Origin of the sequence: Gilliamella apis (genome assembly GCF_030758615.1) — a bacterium.
GTDB lineage: Bacteria > Pseudomonadota > Gammaproteobacteria > Enterobacterales > Orbaceae > Gilliamella > Gilliamella apis_A.
The window spans coordinates 413,651-436,972 of the sequence record NZ_CP132381.1; the positions used below are offsets into that span (position 1 = coordinate 413,651).

The 23,322-nt window shown below is 35.4% G+C and carries 18 protein-coding genes and 1 tRNA gene; 12 read left to right on the top strand and 7 right to left on the bottom strand.

Annotation, left to right across the window (positions count from 1 at the left end):
- Position 1 precedes the first annotated feature (1 nt).
- The gene (carB, locus tag RAM17_RS02010; protein WP_110448738.1) at positions 2-3,217 is read left to right on the top strand and encodes a carbamoyl-phosphate synthase large subunit; all 3,216 of its coding nucleotides are present in this window, start codon (positions 2-4) and stop codon (positions 3,215-3,217) included.
- Positions 3,218-3,277: 60 nt separating this feature from the next.
- Here the strand turns inward: carB and RAM17_RS02015 are convergent, their stop codons facing one another.
- Positions 3,278-3,697, bottom strand: a complete 420-nt coding sequence (locus RAM17_RS02015; protein ID WP_025316813.1) for a GFA family protein — start codon at positions 3,695-3,697, stop codon at positions 3,278-3,280.
- Between the two features lie 219 nt (positions 3,698-3,916).
- Between RAM17_RS02015 and RAM17_RS02020 the strand changes: the two genes are divergently transcribed.
- Positions 3,917-3,993: transfer RNA gene (locus RAM17_RS02020), tRNA-Met, on the top strand.
- Between the two features lie 41 nt (positions 3,994-4,034).
- Here the strand turns inward: RAM17_RS02020 and metF are convergent.
- From metF to RAM17_RS02035, 3 genes are all read right to left on the bottom strand, one after another.
- Positions 4,035-4,910, bottom strand: a complete 876-nt coding sequence (gene metF / locus RAM17_RS02025; protein ID WP_065579112.1) for a methylenetetrahydrofolate reductase [NAD(P)H] — start codon at positions 4,908-4,910, stop codon at positions 4,035-4,037.
- Positions 4,911-5,020: 110 nt separating this feature from the next.
- Positions 5,021-7,294, bottom strand: a complete 2,274-nt coding sequence (gene metE, locus RAM17_RS02030; RefSeq protein ID WP_110448737.1) for a 5-methyltetrahydropteroyltriglutamate--homocysteine S-methyltransferase — start codon at positions 7,292-7,294, stop codon at positions 5,021-5,023.
- A gap of 458 nt (positions 7,295-7,752) precedes the next feature.
- Complete coding sequence (locus RAM17_RS02035; RefSeq protein WP_110448736.1) at positions 7,753-8,304, bottom strand: YagU family protein; 552 nt, start codon at positions 8,302-8,304, stop codon at positions 7,753-7,755.
- Positions 8,305-8,660: 356 nt separating this feature from the next.
- Between RAM17_RS02035 and RAM17_RS02040 the strand changes: the two genes are divergently transcribed.
- From RAM17_RS02040 to RAM17_RS02065, 6 genes are all read left to right on the top strand, one after another.
- Positions 8,661-10,013 (top strand): Nramp family divalent metal transporter, encoded by a 1,353-nt coding sequence (locus RAM17_RS02040; protein ID WP_110448735.1) that lies wholly within the window; start codon positions 8,661-8,663, stop codon positions 10,011-10,013.
- A 295-nt stretch (positions 10,014-10,308) separates the two neighbouring features.
- Positions 10,309-11,970, top strand: coding sequence for a DNA repair protein RecN (gene recN, locus RAM17_RS02045; protein ID WP_110448734.1), 1,662 nt, complete (start codon positions 10,309-10,311; stop codon positions 11,968-11,970).
- A gap of 50 nt (positions 11,971-12,020) precedes the next feature.
- Positions 12,021-13,250, top strand: a complete 1,230-nt coding sequence (gene coaBC, locus RAM17_RS02050) for a bifunctional phosphopantothenoylcysteine decarboxylase/phosphopantothenate--cysteine ligase CoaBC (RefSeq protein WP_110448733.1) — start codon at positions 12,021-12,023, stop codon at positions 13,248-13,250.
- On the top strand, positions 13,234-13,692 hold the full coding sequence (gene dut, locus RAM17_RS02055; protein WP_110448732.1) for a dUTP diphosphatase: 459 nt from the start codon (positions 13,234-13,236) through the stop codon (positions 13,690-13,692). The genes coaBC and dut overlap by 17 nt, the downstream gene beginning before the upstream one ends.
- A 56-nt stretch (positions 13,693-13,748) precedes the next feature.
- Positions 13,749-14,282 carry a nucleoid occlusion factor SlmA gene (slmA, locus tag RAM17_RS02060; protein ID WP_372339463.1) on the top strand — a complete coding sequence of 178 codons (534 nt, stop codon included), beginning with the start codon at positions 13,749-13,751 and terminating at the stop codon, positions 14,280-14,282.
- Positions 14,283-14,342: 60 nt separating this feature from the next.
- The gene (locus RAM17_RS02065; RefSeq protein WP_110448730.1) at positions 14,343-15,179 is read left to right on the top strand and encodes a mechanosensitive ion channel domain-containing protein; all 837 of its coding nucleotides are present in this window, start codon (positions 14,343-14,345) and stop codon (positions 15,177-15,179) included.
- Positions 15,180-15,238: 59 nt separating this feature from the next.
- Here the strand turns inward: RAM17_RS02065 and cysE are convergent, their stop codons facing one another.
- Positions 15,239-16,000: a serine O-acetyltransferase gene (cysE, locus tag RAM17_RS02070; RefSeq protein ID WP_110448844.1), complete on the bottom strand. Its 762-nt coding sequence runs from the start codon at positions 15,998-16,000 to the stop codon at positions 15,239-15,241.
- Between the two features lie 183 nt (positions 16,001-16,183).
- A complete protein-coding gene (locus RAM17_RS02075) occupies positions 16,184-17,416 on the bottom strand; it encodes an oligosaccharide MFS transporter (protein ID WP_198223332.1) in 1,233 nt (410 codons plus the stop codon).
- Positions 17,417-17,620: 204 nt separating this feature from the next.
- On the opposite strand from RAM17_RS02075, the gene RAM17_RS02080 reads away from it, so the two are divergent.
- Positions 17,621-18,625, top strand: coding sequence for a LacI family DNA-binding transcriptional regulator (locus RAM17_RS02080; protein ID WP_110448728.1), 1,005 nt, complete (start codon positions 17,621-17,623; stop codon positions 18,623-18,625).
- 40 nt (positions 18,626-18,665) lie between these two features.
- Here RAM17_RS02080 and RAM17_RS02085 read toward each other — a convergent pair whose 3' ends face one another.
- Positions 18,666-20,135 carry a glycoside hydrolase family 32 protein gene (locus tag RAM17_RS02085; protein ID WP_306240586.1) on the bottom strand — a complete coding sequence of 490 codons (1,470 nt, stop codon included), beginning with the start codon at positions 20,133-20,135 and terminating at the stop codon, positions 18,666-18,668.
- Between the two features lie 291 nt (positions 20,136-20,426).
- Here RAM17_RS02085 and RAM17_RS02090 point away from each other — a divergent pair, with 291 nt between their 5' ends.
- The 3 genes from RAM17_RS02090 (at position 20,427) to bioB (ending at position 23,290) form a co-directional block, all read left to right on the top strand.
- Positions 20,427-21,386 (top strand): aminoimidazole riboside kinase, encoded by a 960-nt coding sequence (locus RAM17_RS02090; RefSeq protein WP_110448726.1) that lies wholly within the window; start codon positions 20,427-20,429, stop codon positions 21,384-21,386.
- Positions 21,387-21,950 carry a sugar O-acetyltransferase gene (locus RAM17_RS02095; protein WP_181414717.1) on the top strand — a complete coding sequence of 188 codons (564 nt, stop codon included), beginning with the start codon at positions 21,387-21,389 and terminating at the stop codon, positions 21,948-21,950. It begins immediately after the preceding gene.
- A 296-nt stretch (positions 21,951-22,246) separates the two neighbouring features.
- Positions 22,247-23,290 carry a biotin synthase BioB gene (gene bioB / locus RAM17_RS02100; RefSeq protein ID WP_110448724.1) on the top strand — a complete coding sequence of 348 codons (1,044 nt, stop codon included), beginning with the start codon at positions 22,247-22,249 and terminating at the stop codon, positions 23,288-23,290.
- Positions 23,291-23,322 lie beyond the last annotated feature (32 nt).

Below are 23,322 nucleotides of genomic sequence, written 5' to 3' on the forward strand. Positions count from 1 at the left end.
CATGGCTAAGCGAACAGATATTAAAAGTATTCTAATTATTGGCGCAGGGCCAATCGTTATCGGTCAAGCTTGTGAATTTGATTATTCCGGTGCTCAGGCATGTAAAGCATTACGTGAAGAGGGCTATCGAGTCATTTTAGTTAACTCGAATCCCGCAACCATTATGACCGATTCAGAAATGGCTGATGCTACCTATATTGAGCCTATCCACTGGACATGTGTGCGCAAAATTATCGAGAAAGAGCGACCTGATGCTATTTTACCGACAATGGGGGGGCAAACGGCATTAAATTGTGCATTAGAGCTTGAAAAACAGGGAGTATTAAAAGAGTTTAATGTTGAAATGATCGGTGCTACTGCCGATGCGATTGATAAAGCGGAAGATCGCAAACGCTTTGATCAGGCGATGAAAAAAATTGGTCTTGATACAGCTCGTTCTGGTATTGCTCACTCATTAACAGAAGCTTATGCGGTATTAGAACAAGTCGGCTTTCCTTGTATTATTCGTCCTTCTTTTACAATGGGGGGAACCGGTGGCGGTATAGCTTACAATCAAGAAGAATTTGAGGAAATATGTACTCGAGGACTTGATTTATCACCGACTAATGAATTACTTATTGATGAATCATTGATTGGATGGAAAGAGTATGAAATGGAGGTCGTGCGGGATAAAAATGACAATTGTATTATTGTTTGTTCGATTGAAAATTTCGATCCTATGGGGATCCATACTGGCGACTCAATCACGGTTGCACCGGCACAAACCTTAACAGATAAAGAGTATCAAATTATGCGTAATGCCTCAATTGCGGTATTACGTGAGATAGGCGTTGAAACTGGTGGTTCAAATGTTCAATTTTCGGTTGATCCAAAAACAGGTCGATTAATTGTGATTGAAATGAATCCTCGGGTATCGCGTTCTTCAGCATTAGCATCTAAAGCAACGGGTTTTCCTATTGCTAAGATCGCGGCTAAATTAGCGGTTGGTTATACACTTGATGAACTCTGCAATGATATTACTGGTGGAAAAACACCTGCTTCTTTCGAACCTACTATTGATTATGTCGTTACTAAGATCCCACGGTTTAATTTTGAAAAATTTGCTGGCTGTAATGATCGCTTAACTACTCAAATGAAATCAGTTGGTGAAGTGATGGCCATTGGCCGAACATTCCAAGAATCGATGCAAAAAGCACTTCGAGGTCTAGAAGTTGGTGCCAGTGGGTTGGACGAAAAAATCGATGATTATAGTGATGAAAAGAATCTAACTAAAATTCGTTATGAATTACAGGAAGCTGGTAGTGAGCGTATTTGGTATCTAGCTGATGCGTTTCGTGCTGGTTTCACGCTGGATGAAATCTTTTTATTAACCCATATTGATCGTTGGTTCTTAGTGCAAATTGAAGAGTTAGTCCAAATAGAAAATCGCTTAAAACAGCAAACGATTGAAGATCTTGATCAAGAGGCATTATGGCAGCTTAAGCGCAAAGGATTTTCCGATCTTCGTATCGCCAAACTCCTAGGTTGCCAAGAACAAATAGTGCGAGATCGACGTTGGCAATATGATATTCACTCAGTTTATAAACGAGTAGATACTTGTGCTGCTGAATTTTCAACCGATACAGCCTATCTTTACTCAACATATGAGCAAGAGTGTGAAGCACAACCACAATTTAATCGTAAAAAGATTATGATTTTGGGTGGTGGGCCGAATCGAATTGGTCAAGGCATTGAATTTGATTATTGCTGTGTGCATGCTGCATTGGCTTTACGTGAAGATGGTTTTGAAACCATTATGGTAAATTGTAATCCAGAAACTGTTTCAACCGATTACGATACTTCGGATCGTCTGTATTTTGAGCCAGTCACTCTTGAGGATGTACTTGAAATTGCTCATGTTGAAAAACCTGATGGGGTAATTGTGCAGTATGGAGGTCAAACGCCGCTTAAACTTGCCCGAGCACTTGAACAAGCAGGCGTACCGATTATTGGTACTTCGCCTGATGCCATTGATAAAGCAGAAGATCGCAAACGTTTCCAAGCTATCGTTGATAAGTTGCAGTTAAAACAACCCGTAAATGCTACTGTCACTGATCTCGATGAAGCAGTGATTAAAGCTGAGCAAATTGGTTATCCATTAGTGGTTCGTCCTTCTTACGTATTAGGCGGACGAGCAATGGAAATTGTTTACAATGAACAAGATTTACGCCGTTATTTTAAAACAGCGGTGAGTGAGTCAAATAATGCGCCTGTACTACTTGATCACTTTTTAGATGATGCAATCGAGGTGGATATTGATGTCATTGCTGATGGTGAACAAATTATTATTGGTGGCATTATGGAACATATTGAACAAGCGGGTATTCACTCTGGTGATTCTGCTTGTTCGCTACCAACCTATACATTAAGTCCTGAAATTCTAGCTGAACTGCGTAAACAAGCTAAACAGTTAGCATTCGAGCTAAACGTAAAAGGTTTAATGAATGGACAGTTTGCAGTAAAAGATAATCAAGTTTATCTGATTGAAATTAATCCTCGGGCTGCACGAACGGTACCTTTTGTCTCGAAAGCTACAGGGTTACCATTGGCCAAAATTGCAGCTCGGGTGATGACAGGAAAATCGCTGGCACAACAGAATGTGACTAAAGAAGTGCTGCCTCCTTATTACTCTGTTAAAGAAGTGGTATTACCATTTAATAAGTTTAGCGGTGTCGATCCTATTTTAGGTCCAGAAATGCGCTCAACCGGTGAAGTCATGGGAATTGGTAAAACGTTTGCCGAAGCTTTTGCTAAAGCACAACTTGGTAGTTTATCTAACATGAAAAAATCGGGTAAAGCATTACTTTCAGTTCGTGAACAAGATAAATCAAGACTATTAGAAGTAGCTAAATGTTTAATTGCGCATGGTTTTACGATTGATGCAACCTTGGGTACGGCCAAACTGTTACAACAAGCAGGTATCAGCTGCCAAATCGTTAAAAAAGAGAATGAAGGTCGGCCAAATATTCATGATCATATTAAAAATGGCGAGTACAGTTATATTCTTAACACAACTTCAGGTCGTGCGGCTATTGAAGCATCTAAAATCCTACGCCGTAGTGCTATCCAATATAAGGTTCATTATGATACGACTATGAATGCAGCTTATGCTACGACAGCAGCTTTGGATTACGATCCTGCTGATAGTGTGATACCGTTACAGGCACTTTATCAATAAACAAAAAGACGAGCTATAGCTCGTCTTTTTTTATAAATAGATTAAATTATAATTTATTTTTTAAGCCTTTCCTTCAGCCATTGCTAAAATATCTGCTTCAGTTAATTTGTGAGTCTGATTAGCAAACGCATAGCAAGTTGGTTTTTTATCAATAAAGACTTCAGCCGTGAATTTTAAATCCTTAATATCGTCAAAGATCCAAGCAGCAATATAATAATTTTGCGTACCTTTTAAATGATAATAAAGATGAGAGCCACACTCTTTACAAAATGCTCTTTCCGCCCATTGTGATGAATTAAAATGGGTAACGTTCTCTTGTCCTTCTATCGTTAAATCACCACTGTGCGCTAAAGTCATTAAAGGTCCAGCACTCCATTTACGACAAGTTTGGCAATGGCATGCACTAAAATCCGTATTAGCAAACGGCACAGATAATTTAACTTTACCGCATAAACAAGATCCATGATATTGAGTTGACATATTTTTTCCTTTTTCCAATTAATGATTTTGCTAATTGGTTAAATATTAGCATAATGGATAATCAACTAGAATAAGTTTAGTTGTAAAAAATATTGAGGAGTGTATACCGTTTGGTATATAAATTGTCTTTATTTGTTAAGGAATGTGTAAAAAAAGGACAGTTAGACTAGTAAGGTATTGCTTTATTATTTTATTGATATAATATAGCCACCTCTTTGACGCGGGGTGGAGCAGCTTGGTAGCTCGTCGGGCTCATAACCCGAAGGTCGTTGGTTCAAATCCAGCCCCCGCAACCAATTTCTCCAAATCTTTCCCCACTTTTATTTATTACTAATCATTATGCAGATTTTGGCACAGCAAGTAATGTTGATACTGCTTCGCTAATACGTCTAGCAATGTAACTATTGTTCATTGTGTATAAATGGATGCCATCAACATTTTGTGAGACTAAATCAACAATCTGATCGATAGCATAAGCAATACCAGCATCACGAAATGCATCAGGGTGATGTTCATATTTTTCCATCATCTGTTTGAACTTTTTAGGTAAATTTACGCCACACATTGAAACCATGCGTTCAATCTGATTTTTATTGGTAACGGGCATAATACCTGCTTCAATTGGTACATTAATATCCATGTCATGTGCTTTATCTAAAAAAGCATAAAAATAATCATTATCAAAAAATAGTTGTGAAATTAGCTGATCGGTACCGGCATTTACTTTTTCTTTTAGATGAATTAAATCTTGTTTAAGCGTCGTTGCTTCAAGATGCCCTTCTGGATAGCATGCGCCAATAACATTAAAATCACCATTTTCTTTAATAAAGGTAACTAATTCGCTAGCAAAACGAAAATCATCTTTTGGTGGTACATTGGGACTGATATCACCACGTAATGCTAATACATTATCAATTCCGGCACATTTGAGGTCGTGAAGAATTTTTAGCATTTCGGCTTTGTCGAAGTTGATCCCTGGTAAATGGGCGACACTTTCAATACCATAAGTATGTTTAACCGAATGTGCAATATCAATTGTAGTTTGGCCATTTAAGCTACCACCAGCACCATAAGTGACACTAATAAAGTCAGGTTTAAAATAACCTAATTCGCGTAATGTGCTATAAATTGTCTCTAATGGTGACGTTTTTTTAGGTGGAAAAACCTCAAAGGAAAATACTGTTTTTTGGTTAAATAATAAATTTGTTTTCATTGGTACCATCCATTCTTGCTATCTTTTTTTACTCTACTGACATTACCGCCGCCTATAAAGGCGGCGGTAATTAAGACAGACAAAGCTAATTAACTTTATAAAAAACAGTGTTAATTAAGTGTCTTTCTCACTTCTAAGGTTGCTTGAACTAGGTGTTCTAAGCTTTCAACTACTTCTTTTTCACCGCGAGTTTTTAAACCACAGTCTGGATTAATCCACAATTTTTGGTTATCAATTTTGGCTAATAATTTTTCAATAGTTGCTTTGATTTCAGCTACTGGTGGTACGCGTGGTGAGTGGATGTCATACACACCAGGTCCCACTTCTGTTTTAAAGTTATTAGCTTTAAGCACATCAATTAATTGTAGATTTGAGCGTGATGCTTCAAATGAAATAACATCAGCATCCATCGCATCGATATCTTTAATGATGTCAGCAAATTCGCTATAACACATATGAGTATGAATTTGTGTATCAGCTTGTACTTTGCTGTGAACCAATCTAAACGCTGGAATTGCCCAATCTAGATATTCACTATTCCAATCAGCTTTACGTAATGGTAATTTTTCTTTTAATGCTGCTTCATCAATTTGAATGACTTTGATACCAGCCGCTTCAAGATCTAATACTTCATCACTGATCGCTAAACCAATTTGGAATACCGATTCTTTTTGTGAGATATCTTCACGAGGGAATGACCAGTTTAAGATAGTCACAGGGCCGGTTAACATGCCTTTAACTGGTTTATCAGTTAAACTTTGTGCATATTTTGAATATTCAACAGTAATTGGTTTTGAACGTGAAATATCACCCCAAACAATTGGTGGCTTAACGCAACGTGTACCATAAGATTGTACCCACGCTTTTTCAGTAAATACGAATCCGTTTAAGCTTTCACCGAAGTATTCCACCATGTCATTACGTTCAAATTCACCGTGAACTAATACATCAATACCGATCTCTTCTTGCAGTTTGATACATTCAGCAATTTTTTGTTTATTAAATTCGGTATATTCATTTAAACAAATTTCACCCTTTTTAAATTTAGCTCGATTTAAACGAACATCTGGGGTTTGTGGGAATGAACCAATTGTTGTAGTCGGTAATAATGGCAGATTAAAGGCTTTTTTCTGCTCAGCTTCACGCACTGAAAACTCAGGTAAACGAGTAAAATCAGACTCTTTTAATGCTGCTACTTTTTGACGAACTACTTGGTTAGCTCCTTCACGCTCACGGGTAAAGAGTGTTTGGTTCGCTTTATAAGTGGCATTATTATCTGGATTTGCTTCATTAAGTAATTGGCCTAATTCAGCAAGCTCTTGTAGTTTTTCCTGAGCGAAAGCAAAATAAGCACGTTGTTGAATAGTTAATTTAGTCTCATTTTGTAATGTATAAGGTACATGCAATAATGAGCATGAAGTATTCACCACAACGTTTGCAGCTTTTTGTTTAATTTTAGCTAATAAAGTTAAAGTTTTTTTGTAATCATTTTTCCAAATATTTTTACCATTAACGACACCTGCAAATAATACTTTTTCAGCAGGGAAGCCATTATTTTCAAGTAAGGCTAAAGTTTGTTTACCTTCAACAAAATCAAGACCAACACCATCAAAAGGTAATGCAACAAGTTCTTTATAACAGTCACGTACATCACCAAAATAAGTTTGTAATACGACTTTCGTTTTACCTTTAACAGATAAAATAGCTTGATAAATTTCGTTAAATAACTCGATATCTTGTTGAGTAAGATCAGTCACTAAAATTGGTTCGTCAATTTGAATCCAATCAGCGCCAAGATCAGTGAATTTTTGAATGATTTCTTGATAAGCTTTAATAATATCAGCTTTAAAATCAACTAATTGCTTACTACCTAAGTATTGAGCTAATTTGAAAAAGGTTAAAGCACCAATGACAACAGGTTTAGTTTGAATGCCGAGTTCTTTTGCTTCTTGGTATTCATCAAATGGTTTGCTACTGGCAATTTTTATTTCTAGTGAATCTTCGATTTCAGGCACAAGATAGTGATAATTGGTATTGAACCATTTTTTCATAGCTAATGCGCGAACATCACCTTTATCGCCTTGATAACCACGAGCCATAGCAAAATAACGATCGAGTTCAGGTAAACCTAAATCTTGATAACGTTTTGGTACAACATTTAGTAAACATGCTGTGTCGAGAACTGCATCATAAAATGAGAAGTCATTTGATGATATAAATGCTATTTTTTGAGCAGCTTGTTGATTTAAATGTTCTGCACGTAGCGCTTTTGCTTCACTTAATAGTTCAGCTTGAGTTTTGTTTCCTTTAAAATAAGCTTCGGTAGCAAATTTTAATTCACGAAGCTTACCAACACGTGGATATCCAATAACAGCAGTATTCATTTTATTTTCCTTTCATTTCATCGCAGTTCTTTAGTAGATAAAAAGATAACAAAAAAAAATGTTATTGAATAATTATAGTTTTTTATGGATTGATATAGTTTTTAACTATAACAAAATAATCTAGCTTTTTTATCTAAATTAAAATTAGATATATTTATTTAATAACGGCATATAAGATAATAATAAATTTTAGAACATGATCAATAATAGTTACTATGTGTATTATTCTTTATTTAATTTACTTTCTTGAACTTACATTGATCTGTCCATCATTAGGTAATGACCATCTTGGTGTTGTGACTGCTCAGTCGATTTTGAACTTTTTTATTATCGTTTTTTTCTTTGTTAACTGTGAAGATTAATCTAAATATTTTACAAATATGATTAATAATTAATTTATATAGTTAAGATTCAAAACCCTCCTATCTTGATTGGGATAGAAGGGGAGCAAACAATATTTATTTTTGCCATTCGCCTCGGATTGGTCTGGAAAAGTGCGCTAGAACTGCAATCATACAGATCTCGATAGAAACACCCCAATAAATATGGCCTAGAATTTCACTCCATAATTCATAGCCATTTAAATTCCACAACCAACCAATTGTTCCTTCTGGTGCGTAAGCAGGATGGCGGAAACCTAATAAAGGAATTAAAAATCCGTGCATGACAACGGTAATAATTAGACCATAAAACGCCCCATACCAAAGTCGGATTTTATTCCAAAAATAAGCAATAAATACATAAACAAAAGCAAAAGCGAAACTGAATAACCAGTGATAAAGAGTGACTGCACCCAAAACATTGGTTCCTTGATAAATATAATCAAGCGAGTGAGAATTGATGCCTAACCAACCAAGCCAAGCATCAATATGTGCCGCTGGTGGCGAAATTTCACCAGGAACTCGAGGGGGCATATTAACTTCAGATCCCCACTTTACTAATGAACTTATAAAACCACCAATAATTGTTGTCCAGATGATAATTTGACGATTTGTTTTATTTCCAAACATGTGACTTATTCCTTACTATATTAAATAGATTTTCAAACGAGAATAGACAATAATTTAGATCAGTTTACTGCCACTTAACACTGCTGATTGTTTTATAAAATAATCGGTTACTTAAAACGATATTATTTAGTTTTTTGATAATGATTTGGGATGGACTTCTGTATCTTTAATCAGTCATAATAGGCATAGCCATACCTATATAAACTAATCTTGAATAAATAATATACACGCTTAAATATAAATAATACACATTATCATCATAATTTTTAAAAATAACCATAAATGAGTTGTTATTAATTGATAATGATTCTCATTATCATGTATAATGCCGATATATCCATTTAGAGGTTTTAATTATGTTAAAAATATCTACAGTAAGTCTTGAAGAGATTAATAATACGGTTCATATTCCCAACCCTAATGCTGGTTTTTTTCGCAAACTGTGGGCTTTTTCTGGACCAGGGGCTTTAGTTGCTGTTGGTTATATGGATCCTGGGAATTGGATAACCTCAATTCAAGGTGGGGCTCTTTATAGTTATTTACTACTATCAGTAATATTAATTTCTAGCCTGATAGCCATGTTGTTACAAGCGATGTGTGTAAAAATAGGCATCGTTACAGGCATGGATCTTGCTCAAGCAACTAAATCGATGGTTGGTAGAAAAGTGGCTTTTTGTTTATGGATATCCACTGAATTAGCTATTATTGCCACAGAAATTGCCGAAGTAATTGGTAGTGCTGTTGCCTTAAACCTATTATTTGATATTCCATTATTAATTGGGGTTTTATTAACGGTATTTGATGTGGTTATTTTGTTAATTCTAATGCGGTTTGGTTTTAGAAAAATAGAAGCTATCGTTTTTTGTTTAATTGCGACAATATTTATTATCTTCACTTATGAAGTGTTAAGGGCATCTCCAGAATTCAGTGACATTATAAATGGTTTTATTCCTCGAACAGATATTTTTACTGCCTCAATCAAAGGCCATGATTCAGCATTGGTTATTGCGCTGGGCATTGTTGGTGCAACTGTTATGCCACATAATTTATATCTACACTCTTCTATCGTTCAAACCAGAAAATATGACAGAAAGAATCGAACTAGTCTAAAAGATGCAATTAAATATGCCACCATTGATTCCAATATACAATTATCCTTTTCGTTCATCATCAATTGTCTATTATTGATTCTTGGTGCTGCCCTTTTTTATGGCAATAATCCCGATGATCTTGGTCGATTTACACAGCTATATGATGCTTTGAAAGACCCACATATGGTGGGGCCAGTAGCGAGTTCAGTTATGGCTACTTTATTTGCTGTGGCATTACTGGCATCCGGTCAAAATGCAACAATTACGGGTACATTGACAGGGCAAATAGTTATGGAGGGATTTATCAATTTATCGATTCCTCTTTGGGCAAGACGAATAATTAGTCGTGGATTGGCGGTGACTCCGGTTATTTTATGTATTTATATTTGGGGAGATAGAGAAAATATTGTCGAAAATTTATTAATTTATACTCAAGTATTTTTGAGCATCGCTTTACCGATATCCATGGTGCCTTTAATTTGGGTCACTTCAAATAAAAAAATTATGCAGGAGTTTGTTAACCGTAAGTTAACTACTATTTTAGGCTGGATAGCAACTATTTCGTTAGTGATATTAAATTTACAACTAATTTATGAAGTGATTAGTTCATTATATTAACTAACTATAACATCAACTTATATATAAACTAATGATTGGTCAAAACCATTGATTCAGTTGTTATCAATGGTTTATTTTTTTCTTATCAATTGACGACCCCCTTTTATCGATTTGCTTAATTATTAAGCGAAAGAATCAGTTTTGCAAGTAAGGTAAAATCAAGATAGCAACGTAATTCTAGTTAAAATAATAAAATTAAATCGTAATTTTATTTAAAAAGCTGTATTTATTTACAGTGTTTTTGTTGGTATACTCGTACTAATTTTAATCAGCTGCATGTGTTTATTTAATTATTATGATAACTCAACTTACTATTAATAATTTTGCTATTGTCGATCAGTTGTTAGTTGATTTTACAACAGGGATGACCGCAATTACAGGGGAAACTGGGGCCGGTAAATCGATTGCGATTGATGCTTTAGGACTATGTTTAGGTAATCGTTCAGATGCCTCTGCCATTCGTAATGGTGCAGAACGAGTAGATATTTCAGCTAGTTTTATCCTTGATGACACACCAGCGGCATATGCATGGTTAACTGAAAATCAACTTGATGAAGGTAATGACTGTATTTTACGACGAGTCATCAATCAAGATGGGCGTTCTAAAGCATTTATTAATGGGCGAGCTGTACCAATTTCACAATTAAAAGATTTAGGACAAATGCTAATTCAAATTCATGGCCAACATGAACATCAGCGTTTGTTAAAAAGTGATTATCAACAAATATTACTTAATCACTATATGCATGAACCGAACTTATTATCGCAAATGCAACAGGCCTATAAGCAATGGAAAACGGCTAGCCAAGCTTATCAACAATATCAATCCTCAAAACAAGAACGTGATGCACATGTTCAATTATTGCAATATCAGTTAAAAGAATTAAATGAATTTTCGCCGATTGAAGGGGAATATCAACAAATTGATGAGGAATATAAGAAGTTAGCCAATAGTGAACAGCTAATTAACCTTAGTCAACAATCGATAATGTTACTCGACGAAGCTGATGAGTACAATGTAAGTAATATGCTTAATAGTGTTAAACATATTATTAATGATTTAGCTGCATTAGATCCATCCTTAAATAATGTTTCGGCAATGCTAGAAGAAGCCACTATCCAAATTAAAGAAGCTTGCTATGAATTACGTCATTATAGTGAAAGTTTAGAGTTGGATCCGGCAAGAGTGATGCAACTTGAACAACGCTTATCAAAACAGATTGCTTTGGCACGTAAGCACCATGTGTCACCGGAAGCGTTACCTGAATTACATCAGAGTTTACTTAATGAATTTAAACAGATTAATCAGCAAGATGAACAAGGTGAGCAATTAAAAGAGCAGATCAAAAAATATCAACAAATTGCTGTAGAATTAGCAACTAAATTACACCAAAAACGCTTAACAGCTAGCAAAACACTAGCTAAAAAAGTATCGGCTACTATGCATGAACTATCTATGCCAAATGGTGATTTCAGTATTGATATAACATTCGATGAAAACCGCTTGAATGAAGATGGTGCAGATCAGGTGTCCTTTTTAGTTAGTACCAATGCAGGACAAATTGCACAACCTTTAGGAAAAGTCGCATCTGGCGGTGAATTATCTCGTATTGCTTTGGCTATACAAGTTTTAACAGCACAAAAAATGGATACACCGGCACTGATTTTTGATGAAATTGATGTTGGTATTAGCGGACCTACTGCCGCTAAGGTGGGACAGTTATTAAGACAACTAGGTGAATCAACTCAAGTTATTACTGTGACACATTTGCCACAAGTAGCGGGTCAAGCTAATCAACATTACTTTGTAAGTAAACAAACAAATGGCAAACAGACAGCGACTGATATGCAAAGATTAGATAAAAATGGTCGCTTAAATGAGTTAGCTAGGTTATTGGGCGGCGATAAAATTACAGATGCGACATTAGCCAATGCGAAAGAGTTACTTATTATCTAATTTAATTATGGTAATATAACGACTTTAATTTTGGACTGAGGATAGCTAGAATTATGAGCTTATCTGGTAAAAATATTTTATTAGGCATAACGGGTGGCATTGCTGCTTATAAATGTCCAGATCTTGTCCGCCATTTAAAAAAGGCTGGTGCACAAGTACGAGTTGTGTTGACTGAGTCCGCTAGCCATTTTGTCGCACCAATGACTTTACAAGCGGTGTCTGGTAATGCAGTTTCAAAAGAGTTATTCGATCCTACTGCTGAACTCTCAATGAGCCATATTGAATTAGCTAAATGGGCTGATTTAGTATTAATTGCTCCGGCTACAGCGAATATCATTGCTAAAATGGCAAATGGTATTGCCGATGACCTGCTATCGACGATTTGCCTTGCAACGCCAGCCAAAATTGTCATCGCACCAGCGATGAATCAACAGATGTATAAAGCTGCCGCAACGCAGCAAAATTTAGCGACATTAGAATCACGCAATACATTAGTTTTAGGTCCAGATGAGGGTTTTCAAGCGTGTGGTGACATTGGTCCTGGCCGCATGGTTGAACCGACAACTATCGTTGAAAATATTAATAACTATTTTTTAGCTAATTCTGAACTCGCGGGAACCACCATTACCGTCACAGCTGGTCCTACCATTGAAGAGCTTGATCCAGTCCGTTATATCAGTAATTATAGTTCTGGTAAAATGGGTTTTGCCATTGCAAAAGCGGCGGCCGAAATGGGGGCAACAGTAAACTTAATTAGTGGTCCAGTTAATTTAACAACACCTAACAATGTTAATCGCATTAATGTAAAAAGTGCTAAACAGATGTATGATGAAGCATTGGTTTTGGCAGAAAAATCTGCAATTTTTATCTCTTGTGCGGCTGTTGCCGATTATCGAGCAGAGACTATTGCTAAAAATAAAATTAAAAAAACTGATGATAGCAATGAACTTGTGATTAAATTAGTTAAAAATCCGGATATTGTTGCCAGTATAGCTGGATTAAAAGAACACCGTCCATTTGTCGTTGGTTTTGCCGCTGAAACGAATGATGTAAAGACCTATGCCCTTAAAAAATTAACTACAAAAAATTTAGATCTGATTTGTGCTAATGATGTATCGGACCATAATATAGGTTTTAACTCTGATCAAAATGCATTAACACTTTATTGGCAAAATGGCGAACAAACGTTACCATTAAGCAGTAAACAACAATTAGCAAAACAGTTACTTCAAGCAGTTATAACACGATATAAAGCGAGTCATGATGAAAAGAAAAATTGATATTAAAGTATTAGATAGACGTTTAGGTAATGAGTTTCCACTGCCAACTTATGCAACCGAAGGTTCAGCAGGTATCGATTTAAGAGCAATGTTTGATAAAACTACTGAAATCAAACCAGGCGAAACGATTTTAACTCCAACTGGTTTATCTATGCATATTGCTGATCCTAGCTTAGCTGCATTAGTGTTACCTCGTTCAGGACTTGGTTCAAAAAATGGTATTGTTCTTGGTAATTTAGTTGGTTTAATTGATTCTGATTATCAAGGCCAACTATTTGTACCCGTTTGGAACCGTAGCCAAACTCCATTTGTTATTGAAGCTGGTGATCGTATTGCGCAATTAATTATTGTGCCTGTGGTACAAGCAGAATTTAATATTGTTGATGAATTTGTTGAATCAACACGCGGTGAAGGTGGATTTGGGCATTCAGGTAAGAAATAATCGTGAGTAGCAAAAATAAAAATCGTAAAGAAGATATCCTGCAAGCATTGGCAGCTATGCTTGAATCTAATGAAGGTACGCAACGAATAACAACAGCTAAGTTAGCCGCAACGGTTGGTGTTTCTGAAGCAGCATTGTATCGACATTTTCCTAGTAAGACGAAAATGTTTGAGAGCTTAATTGTTTATATTGAAGATATTTTGCTTTCTCGTATTAATGTGATTATGCAAGATGAACCAAATACCTTTGCTCGACTGCAACTTATTTTAGCCTTAATACTTGGCTTTTCTGAAAAAAATCCCGGCCTGACTCGTATCATGACTGGGCATGCCTTAATGTTTGAACAAGAACAATTACAAGATCGAATTAGTCAATTATTTGAACGAATCGAAACTCAGATAAAGCAAGTCATACGAGAAAGAAAAATTCGCGAAGGTATTGCTTTTATTACTGATGAACGTATTTTAGCTAGTCAATTGCTTGCATTTTGCGAAGGAATGATGGCACGTTATTCTCGTTCAGGTTTTAAGTATCTACCTACAACAAACTTTGAAACCCGTTGGGCTTTATTAGCAAAACAGTTAGTTTAACTCGACTTACTAACAATTATTGTTCTAACTATTTCTGTTATTATTACAGAGGATAATTTCATGAATTTTGAAAATATAACCAATCAGATTCTATTTTTTATAGAAAAATATGATGGGGTAGTATTAAGTTATGTAGCACATTTTTGTTTTGCTATTATTATTTTTATTATTGGCCGAACAATTGCTAAATTTGTTGCTCGTCAGCTAAGAAGAATATTAACCAATCGTCACGTTGATCCAACTGTAGTTAAATTTGTCAGTTCTTTATCCTATTACGCCATTATTGTAATGACTTTAGTTGCTGTACTGGGACAATTAGGTGTCCAAACAGCATCAATTGTTGCCGTGATAGGTGCTGCCGGATTAGCTGTCGGTTTAGCTTTACAAGGATCTTTATCAAATTTTGCTGCTGGCGTGATTTTAATTATTTTTCGTCCTTTCAAAGTCGGTGAGACCGTGGTTATTAATAACCAAAGAGGGGTGATTGATTCTATTCAAATTTTTTCAACGACTATTGTTACACCAACTAATGAAGTTGTTGTCATTCCAAATGGGCAAGTGGTTAGTGCTAATATTATTAACTATACTCGTTTGCCAGAAAGACGTTTAGATTTAGTCGTTAATGTTGGTTATGATTCAGATATTCAAAAGGTTTATCAAGTTTTAAATCAAGCAGTGAATAAAACGAATAATATCTTAACAAGTAAAGATTCAATTATCCGTTTGGATTTATTGGATGCTTCATCGATGAATTTTAATGTTTTAGTTTGGACTCTCAATGCCAATTATGGGTCAGTAAAGGCTGAACTGCTTGAAAATATTAAAAATGGCTTAACTGAAAATGGTATCAACATTCCATATCCAACGATGGATGTAAATGTAAACTCTCAATCATAATTTTCAACTATGGTATTCCGTTGTTGGTTAGCAACGGAATACAACACTTCTTTTTGTAGTTAGATATCTTGATCCATATTTAATGCTGGTTTATCACAGTCAGGACAACCAACGATTTTAGCTGGCACACCTGCCACAGTAGTATGTTTCGGTACAGGCTCTAGAACGACTGAACCGGCACCAATTTTAGCGCCTTTGCCAATTTCAATATTCCCTAATATTGTCGAATGGGCACCAATCATAACACCTTCACGAATTTTCGGATGACGATCGCCATTTTCTTTACCGGTGCCTCCTAAAGTAACTGATTGTAGGATAGAGACATCATTTTCAATCACTACCGTTTCACCAATGACAATACCTGTTGCATGGTCAAACATAACACCACAACCTATTTGGGCAGCCGGATGAATATCAACACCAAAAACAATGGCAATTTGGCTCTGTAAGAAGGTTGCTAATGATTTACGATCTTGTTTCCAAAGCCAGTGTGCAATTCGATAAGCTTGTAATGAGAGGAAACCTTTATAATAGAGCAATGGCGTTGAATAGTAATTTGTGGCTGGGTCACGAACGTACACAGCAAGAATATCGGTAATGGCGGCATGGATAATATTATCATCAGCCTGATAAGCTTGTCTGGCTATCTCGCGGATTTCAATTGCAGGTACAACTTGAGTAGCAAGTTTATTGGCTAAAATGTAACTTAAGGCACTACCAAGATTTTCATGATTAAGTAATGTTGCATGGAAATAACTCGCTAACATTGGTTCACTTTCAACCAGCTTCGATGCTTCTTGTCGAATTGTTTGCCACAACATAGCTGGTTTAACAATTTTTTTGCTTGTATTCACGCCAAATACCTATATAGATTTAAACATTAGTTATGATATTTGGTATTGTTTCGCAAACAATGGATAGACGCAAGCTTTAATAGACAAACCGCTGATAATTTGTGAAATGGGAACCGATTGTTCCCATTTTTTTATTCGATTATTGAATTGTTATTGATTATTTGCTTGTTTATTATCACTTAAAGTAAATATCGCGATGCATGAAATGATTAGCACGATACTAGCAAGTATATAAAAAGTGGATGAATATCCATGATTATCAAATAATTTACCCACAGGTTTTGACAACACAATAACCCCTAAATTTGACGAAATATTAAAACCAACCAAATAAAGTGTTGCTGAAAGTCTAGCATCAAAATTAGCTACAATATATTTGAACATAGCTAAAATAAACAGTGGAATTTCAATTGCATGAAATAGTTTGACCAAAGAGACTAAGTAGACATTATCTAAGCTTGCTGATAAACCAATTCGACAAATCATCACTAATGCCGCCACTAATAGTGATTTTTTAGCTCCCAATTTATTAATAAAATAAGGTGCAATAATCATACAACTTGCTTCAAGAAAAACTTGGAATGAATTTAAATAACCATAAATTTTATAACCGGTTTCCTCTTTTTCGAAAAAGCTAGTGTAAAAATTCGGGAATAGCTGCTGATCATAAATGGTATAAAAACTGAAAGTACCAATAATAAACACAACAAATAGCCAAAATTTACGAAGAGCAAAAAGTGAAAATATTTCACTGATTGTTGGAATGTTAGGCTTCGGTACTATTATTTGCTGTGTGTTATTGCTTACCGATAATTTTTGTGTAGGTTTAAAAAATAAATTAATGATGAAATAGATAGCTGCGACGCCAGAAGCGAGCCAAAAGTTAATATGTGGATCAATGCCAAATGAAATACCGGCAACAAAAGTCGCAGCAGCATAGCCAAATGAGCCCCAAAATCTTGCTGGGCCAAATTCAAAGTTACATAAACGACTTATCCGCTCGATAAACGAGTCAATTAAAGCACTGCCCGATATAAAGCCCGCACTTAATACCGGTGCGCCGATACAAACACCTAATATAAAATCCTGCCTTAATAGTGGTTCATAAACATAAATCAAAAAAGGGCCAATCAGTATCATCATGATACTTTGAAAAGTAACAACCGCTTTTCCTATCTGTAATTTATCTTGAATGATACCGTAAAAGATCATAAAAAACATGGCTGCAGCCGAATTAGCTGCATACACAACCCCTAATTGTTCTCCAGATAATCCAATTTTGCTTTTAAGCCAAATCGCATAAAAAGACCACCAAAGCGACCATGCAGCATAAAAGGTAATAAGATAGCCTGATGAGAACCAATAATTTTTATTTTTTATCATATCTATATTCATTTTTCATTCTCTTCTATTGGTTAGTTTAACGTTAACATGTTAATGTTAACATTATGGCCATAATTGAAATAAAATAGATAGAATCAGATTTCATAAATGTTACTTTCCTCACACTTTTTATCATTTTTATTTGTGGTATCATCACACTAACTAAATATTAATTGTTTTTATGCTGAGTAAAAGGATCCAACTATGGCTTCACTAAAGGATGTGGCTAAACTGGCATCTGTTTCATTAATGACAGTGTCTCGAGCGATCAATAATCCTGAAAAATTAAATAAACAAACTTATAAAAAAGTGAAGAAAGCTATTGAAGAATTAAATTATGTGCCTGACTTATCAGCACGTAAAATTCGAGGTGATAATTCAGGGCCACATGCTATTGGCGTGTTGGCCTTAGAAACGGCAACGACACCATTTTCAGTTGAATTACTTCAGGCAATAGAAAAAACGGCACAGCAACATGGTTGGAATACATTTATCGTCAATTTATTTGATGATAAAGATGCTGATCATGCGATTAATACGCTTTTATCTTATCGACCTAATGGTATTATTTATACCACAATGGGATTAAGAAAAGTTCAACTACCTGAAAAACTATTAGGTAAGAATCTAGTTTTAGCCAATTGTATTAGTGATTCAGAACAACTTGCTTGTTACATTCCTGATGATTATTCTGGTCAGTATCAAGCTATGCAAAACGTGATCAACAAAGGCTATAAAAAACCACTCTGCATCTATTTATCAGAAAATACCTTAGCCGGTAAAATTAGACGTAAAGCGGTTGAACAAGCATGGCTAGATGCAGGTAATGATTTAGCGGATATCAAAAGCTATCATACATCTATATCCCCTGATAATCTTGCGTTAGAGTATATGATGACGGTAGAGATCTTAGCAAAACATTGTATTAAAAAACCTGATTTTGATGTATTGATCTGCGGTAATGACCGCATCGCTTTTGTTGCATATCAATTTTTACTTAGCAAAGGGTTTCATATACCGAAGGATATCGCCGTTCTTGGGTATGATAATATGGTTGGCACTGGTGAGCTTTTTTATCCTGCACTGACTACCGTGCAATTACCTCATTACGAAATAGGACAAGCTGCTGCCTTACATATCATTAATGGCCTAAGCGAAAAAAATGTCACGCATATCCCATCGCCTTATTTAGCACGAGAATCTGTCTAGAGAAAAAAAACCACCATATTATGGTGGTTTTTATTAGCGATTACTGATAAATAGATTTTAGTTGCCAGCTTTCTAATTTGCTAATTCTTGCTTGTCCATTTTCAGCAAATAAATTAATTAAGCGTGTAGCAGGTAATTTTGGATAAATACGACTTGAAAGACTATATAAATCTTTGTTGACGAAAACCTCGACTGATGATGCATCCACAAAAATATGCAATGTTACTTTTTTGTTTCTTGGTAATGGCACGCTGCGATAACCTTTTAAATCGAGTCCAGAAAGGCTTCGATCAAGAACCAGTCGATTAGATTGCAAGTCAATATACAATAATGTAGCTTGTTTACCATCTGGGGTAGCAGCGAGTTGTAAGCCAAAACGTTCGGCATTACTATTGGCTAAATCAATTTCAACATTAAGTTCACAACTAATTGACTCTATATTGGTATTTTTTAATTCATTATTTAATGTGATATTGGTTAATGATTGCGGTTTTTCTCGCAACGCTTCAAGTTCTTTCACTGGTCGGTTACGAACTTTGTTTTGGCGATCGAGGATTAATTCACGTGGTAAAGTAAATGCCCCCATCCATTTATCGTGTTTACTTGGCATTTTTGACTCCCACATATCCATCCATGCAAATACAATTCGGCGACCATCAGCGGCAAGAAATGATTGTGGTGCATAAAAATCATGACCAAAATCCATCTTTTGGAATGATTTAATGACGGTAAATTGTTTACCAGGTTGCCAATCGCCAACAATATAACCCGATTGGAATCGATTACGATATTGATAACCTTTAGCGTGCATGCCTTGCGGTGAAAACATCAAGATCCATTTATCACCCAATGGGAAAAAGTCAGGACATTCAAGCATATAAACATTAGGATCAATATCACTGATAAGTACTTGATCAAATATCCAATCTTTTAAGTCAGTAGAACGATAAAGCAATACTTGCCCAATGTCATTGGCTTCTCGTTGCCCAACCACCATCCACCATTTTCCTTGTTGTTGCCAAACTTTAGGATCACGAAAATGCATAATCCCTTCTTTTGGTGTCAGCACAGTACCATGTTTTTCAAAATGAATACCATCTTTACTAGTAGCAAGACATTGGGTTTCACGAATATGTTCATCATTACCTTGACCATTTAGCCAGATATGACCAGTGTAAATTAAACACAGTTCACCATTATTATCTACGGCTGAACCAGAGAAACAACCGCTTTGGTCATAATCATGATCGGGTGCAATAGCAATAGGTAATCTTCGCCATGTAATCAGATCATCACTTACCGCATGACCCCAATGCATAGGCCCCCAATTTTCATCATAAGGATGATGTTGATAAAAGGCATGATATTGCCCTTTATAATAAACTAATCCATTGGGATCGTTCATCCAGCCAGCTGGTGGTGCTAAATGAAAATGAGGGTAATACTGTTTATTTATTTGTTGTTCTAGTTTTTCTACAGCTTGGTTTGCTTTATCAATTGCAGTATTCATAACATTACCTTCGTTCAAATTGAGTTAAGTTAATATAATTACATACTACCTCAAAATAGTTGTTAACGTTAACTTATAATAAAATAAACGTTAATTTATGTGATACTAGTCACATATTTTTAACGTTAACAATGATTTTTTTTATAAATGATTTAGTTTATTATTAATATTGATTATCAGCATATCAATTAATTAGTCATTAATTAACTAATTTAATCGAAAAGTATAGTGCAATAACATTAATCGTGTTACATACATTCAATCCTTTTTAACAATAAAATGAGTGACAAAATGAAAAATACAAAAGTATGGTCTCTTGGTGATGCCGTTATTGACTTATTGCCATTTGGTGAAATGAACTATCGAGCCTGTGCTGGCGGTGCTCCAGCGAATGTTGCCATTGCGATAGCTAAGTTAGGGCTACCATCGGCTTTTATTGGTCGAGTCGGTAATGATCCATTTGGCCACTTTATGGAAAAAACTTTTTGTGAACATCATGTTGATTGTCAAAGTCTTGAAAAGGACGATGAGCATAGAACGAGTACTGTGGTAGTTGATTTAGGAGATAATGGTGAACGCAGTTTCACTTTTCTTGTTTCGCCTTCAGCTGATCAATTTTTATCTGAACAAGCATTGCCGGATTTTAATCAGGACATTTTACATTTTTGTTCTTTGGCGTTAGTTGGCACAACCTGTCGACAAACATTAAAAACAGCCATTGAAAAACTGACTGCCAAAAATGGCTTAATTAGCTTTGATATTAATTTGCGCGAACAAATGTGGCAGGATAAAAATGAAATGCGCACTATTATTACCCAATTTTGTCACGATGCAGATATTCTTAAACTTTCCGATGAAGAGCTATTTTGGTTAACGGAAAGTCAAGATTGGCATGTAGCACTTAATAAACTGCAACAACATTATAATGCACCGCTTAAATTAATTACTAAAGGTAAAGACGGTAGTATTGTGTTATGGCAAGGTAAAACGTTTAGTTTTGACTCTTTCCATGTTAATAGTATTGATACAACAGGTGCAGGCGATGCGTTTGTTGCTGGATTACTTAGCAGTATTGCTTCATCGGGAATGCCGGAAGATAAATTAATGTTAGAAAGTATGATGACGATAGCCAGCGCTTGTGGGGCATTGGCGACTACTAAAAGAGGCGCATTAACAGCATTACCGGATAGTGCATTTTTACAATCCTTTATTAGTGATAACCCAGCGCTAATTGCTAAACAAATGGTGTAAATAATGACAGAAAAACAAAAAATGCTAACAGGACTACTTTATGATCCTAGTATCGATAAACTTGAAAATGAACGACTTTATGCTCAAGATATCTGTTTTCAGTTAAATCAATTATCACCAAGTGCTATTGATAAACGGCAACGATTATTCAAGACATTATTAGGAAAAACGAAACAGAAATTTACCATAATGCCCGGTTTTCAGTGTGATTACGGCTATAATATTGAAATCGGCGAGGATTTTTTTGCTAATTTTAACTGTATTATATTAGACGCAGCTAAAGTAACATTTGGTGATAATGTCCTTGTCGCGCCTAATTGTGGTTTTTATACTTCAGGTCATCCACTTGATAGCCAAACAAGGAGTAGTGGATTGGAGTTTGCTAAACCGATTACGGTTGGTAATAATGTTTGGATTGGCGGTAATGTTATTGTATTACCGGGTGTAACAATTGGTGATAATAGTGTTATTGCTGCCGGAAGCATTGTTGATCGTGATATACCTAGCAATGTTATTGCTATGGGCATCCCTTGCCGTGTACATAAAACATTAAAAGCGCATTAACTGCACTACCTGATAGCGCATTTTAGCAATCATTTATAAGCGATAATCCTGCTTTATACGCTAAACAAATGGCTAATAAAATGAGAAAATATTAGCTAGTTTGTTGCTCGAGCCTTGTATCAATTTACTCGCGAATGAATAACTTTATGTGCAAGATATCTGTTTTCAGTTCAATAAACTTTTGTATAGCAAAATAGCTCTTTTAATGTCAACTATTTTATATTGAAATAGTTGACAATGTAGGGTTATGTATTATGATGCATGCAGATTTATGTTGATTGTTAAAAGGATTTTCTATGTCATTAAATTGCATTCGTCATGACTGGGTATTGTCTGAAGTAATGGATACTTTTCAATTACCTTTCAATGATCTTATTTTCAAAGCACAAACCATACATCGACAATATTTTGATGCAAATACAGTACAGGTTTCTACCCTGTTATCAATAAAGACCGGTGCTTGTCCTGAAGATTGTAAATATTGTCCTCAGTCTATCCATCATGATACTGGCTTAGAAAAAGAAAAATTACTTGAAGTACAAAGAGTAGTAGAAGAAGCTAAAACAGCCAAAACTGTTGGGGCTACACGTTTTTGTATGGGCGCTGCTTGGAAGCATCCAACAAATCGCGATATGCCTTATCTCTTGGAGATGGTAAAAGGTGTTAAAGCTCTGGGAATGGAAACCTGCATGACTCTGGGGCAATTATCCCAGCTACAGGCTTACGCATTAGCCGATGCTGGTTTAGATTTTTATAATCATAATTTAGATACATCACCTGAGTTTTATCAGCAAATAATTACTACTCGTACATACAGTGAGCGTTTACAAACATTGGCTTATGTAAGAGAAGCTGGTATTAAAATTTGCTCGGGTGGTATTTTGGGTATGGGGGAAACTTTAAGAGATCGAGCCAATTTATTGATACAACTTGCCAATTTAGACGAACACCCAGAAAGTGTTCCCATTAATAATTTAGTCAAGGTTAAAGGTACTCCGTTAGCAAATGAAAAAGATATTGAACCATTTGATTTTATTAGAATGCTAGCTGTCGCTCGTATTATGATGCCTAAATCTTATATACGCTTGTCAGCAGGAAGAGAACAAATGAATGAGCAAATGCAAGCACTGGCTTTTTTAGCCGGTGCTAATTCAATATTTTATGGTGATAAGTTATTAACTACATCTAATCCGCAAGTCGATAAAGATAATGCTTTATTTTTTAAATTAGGAATTAGTCCAGAAAAGATCCAAGATTATAGCGATGAGGTACATAAGGCAGCTATTGTGCAGTCAATTAGTGAGCAAGTGCAAAATAATCAATCTAGCGATAATTCTTAAGATTTAAATATAAGAACATTAATCTTAACTTT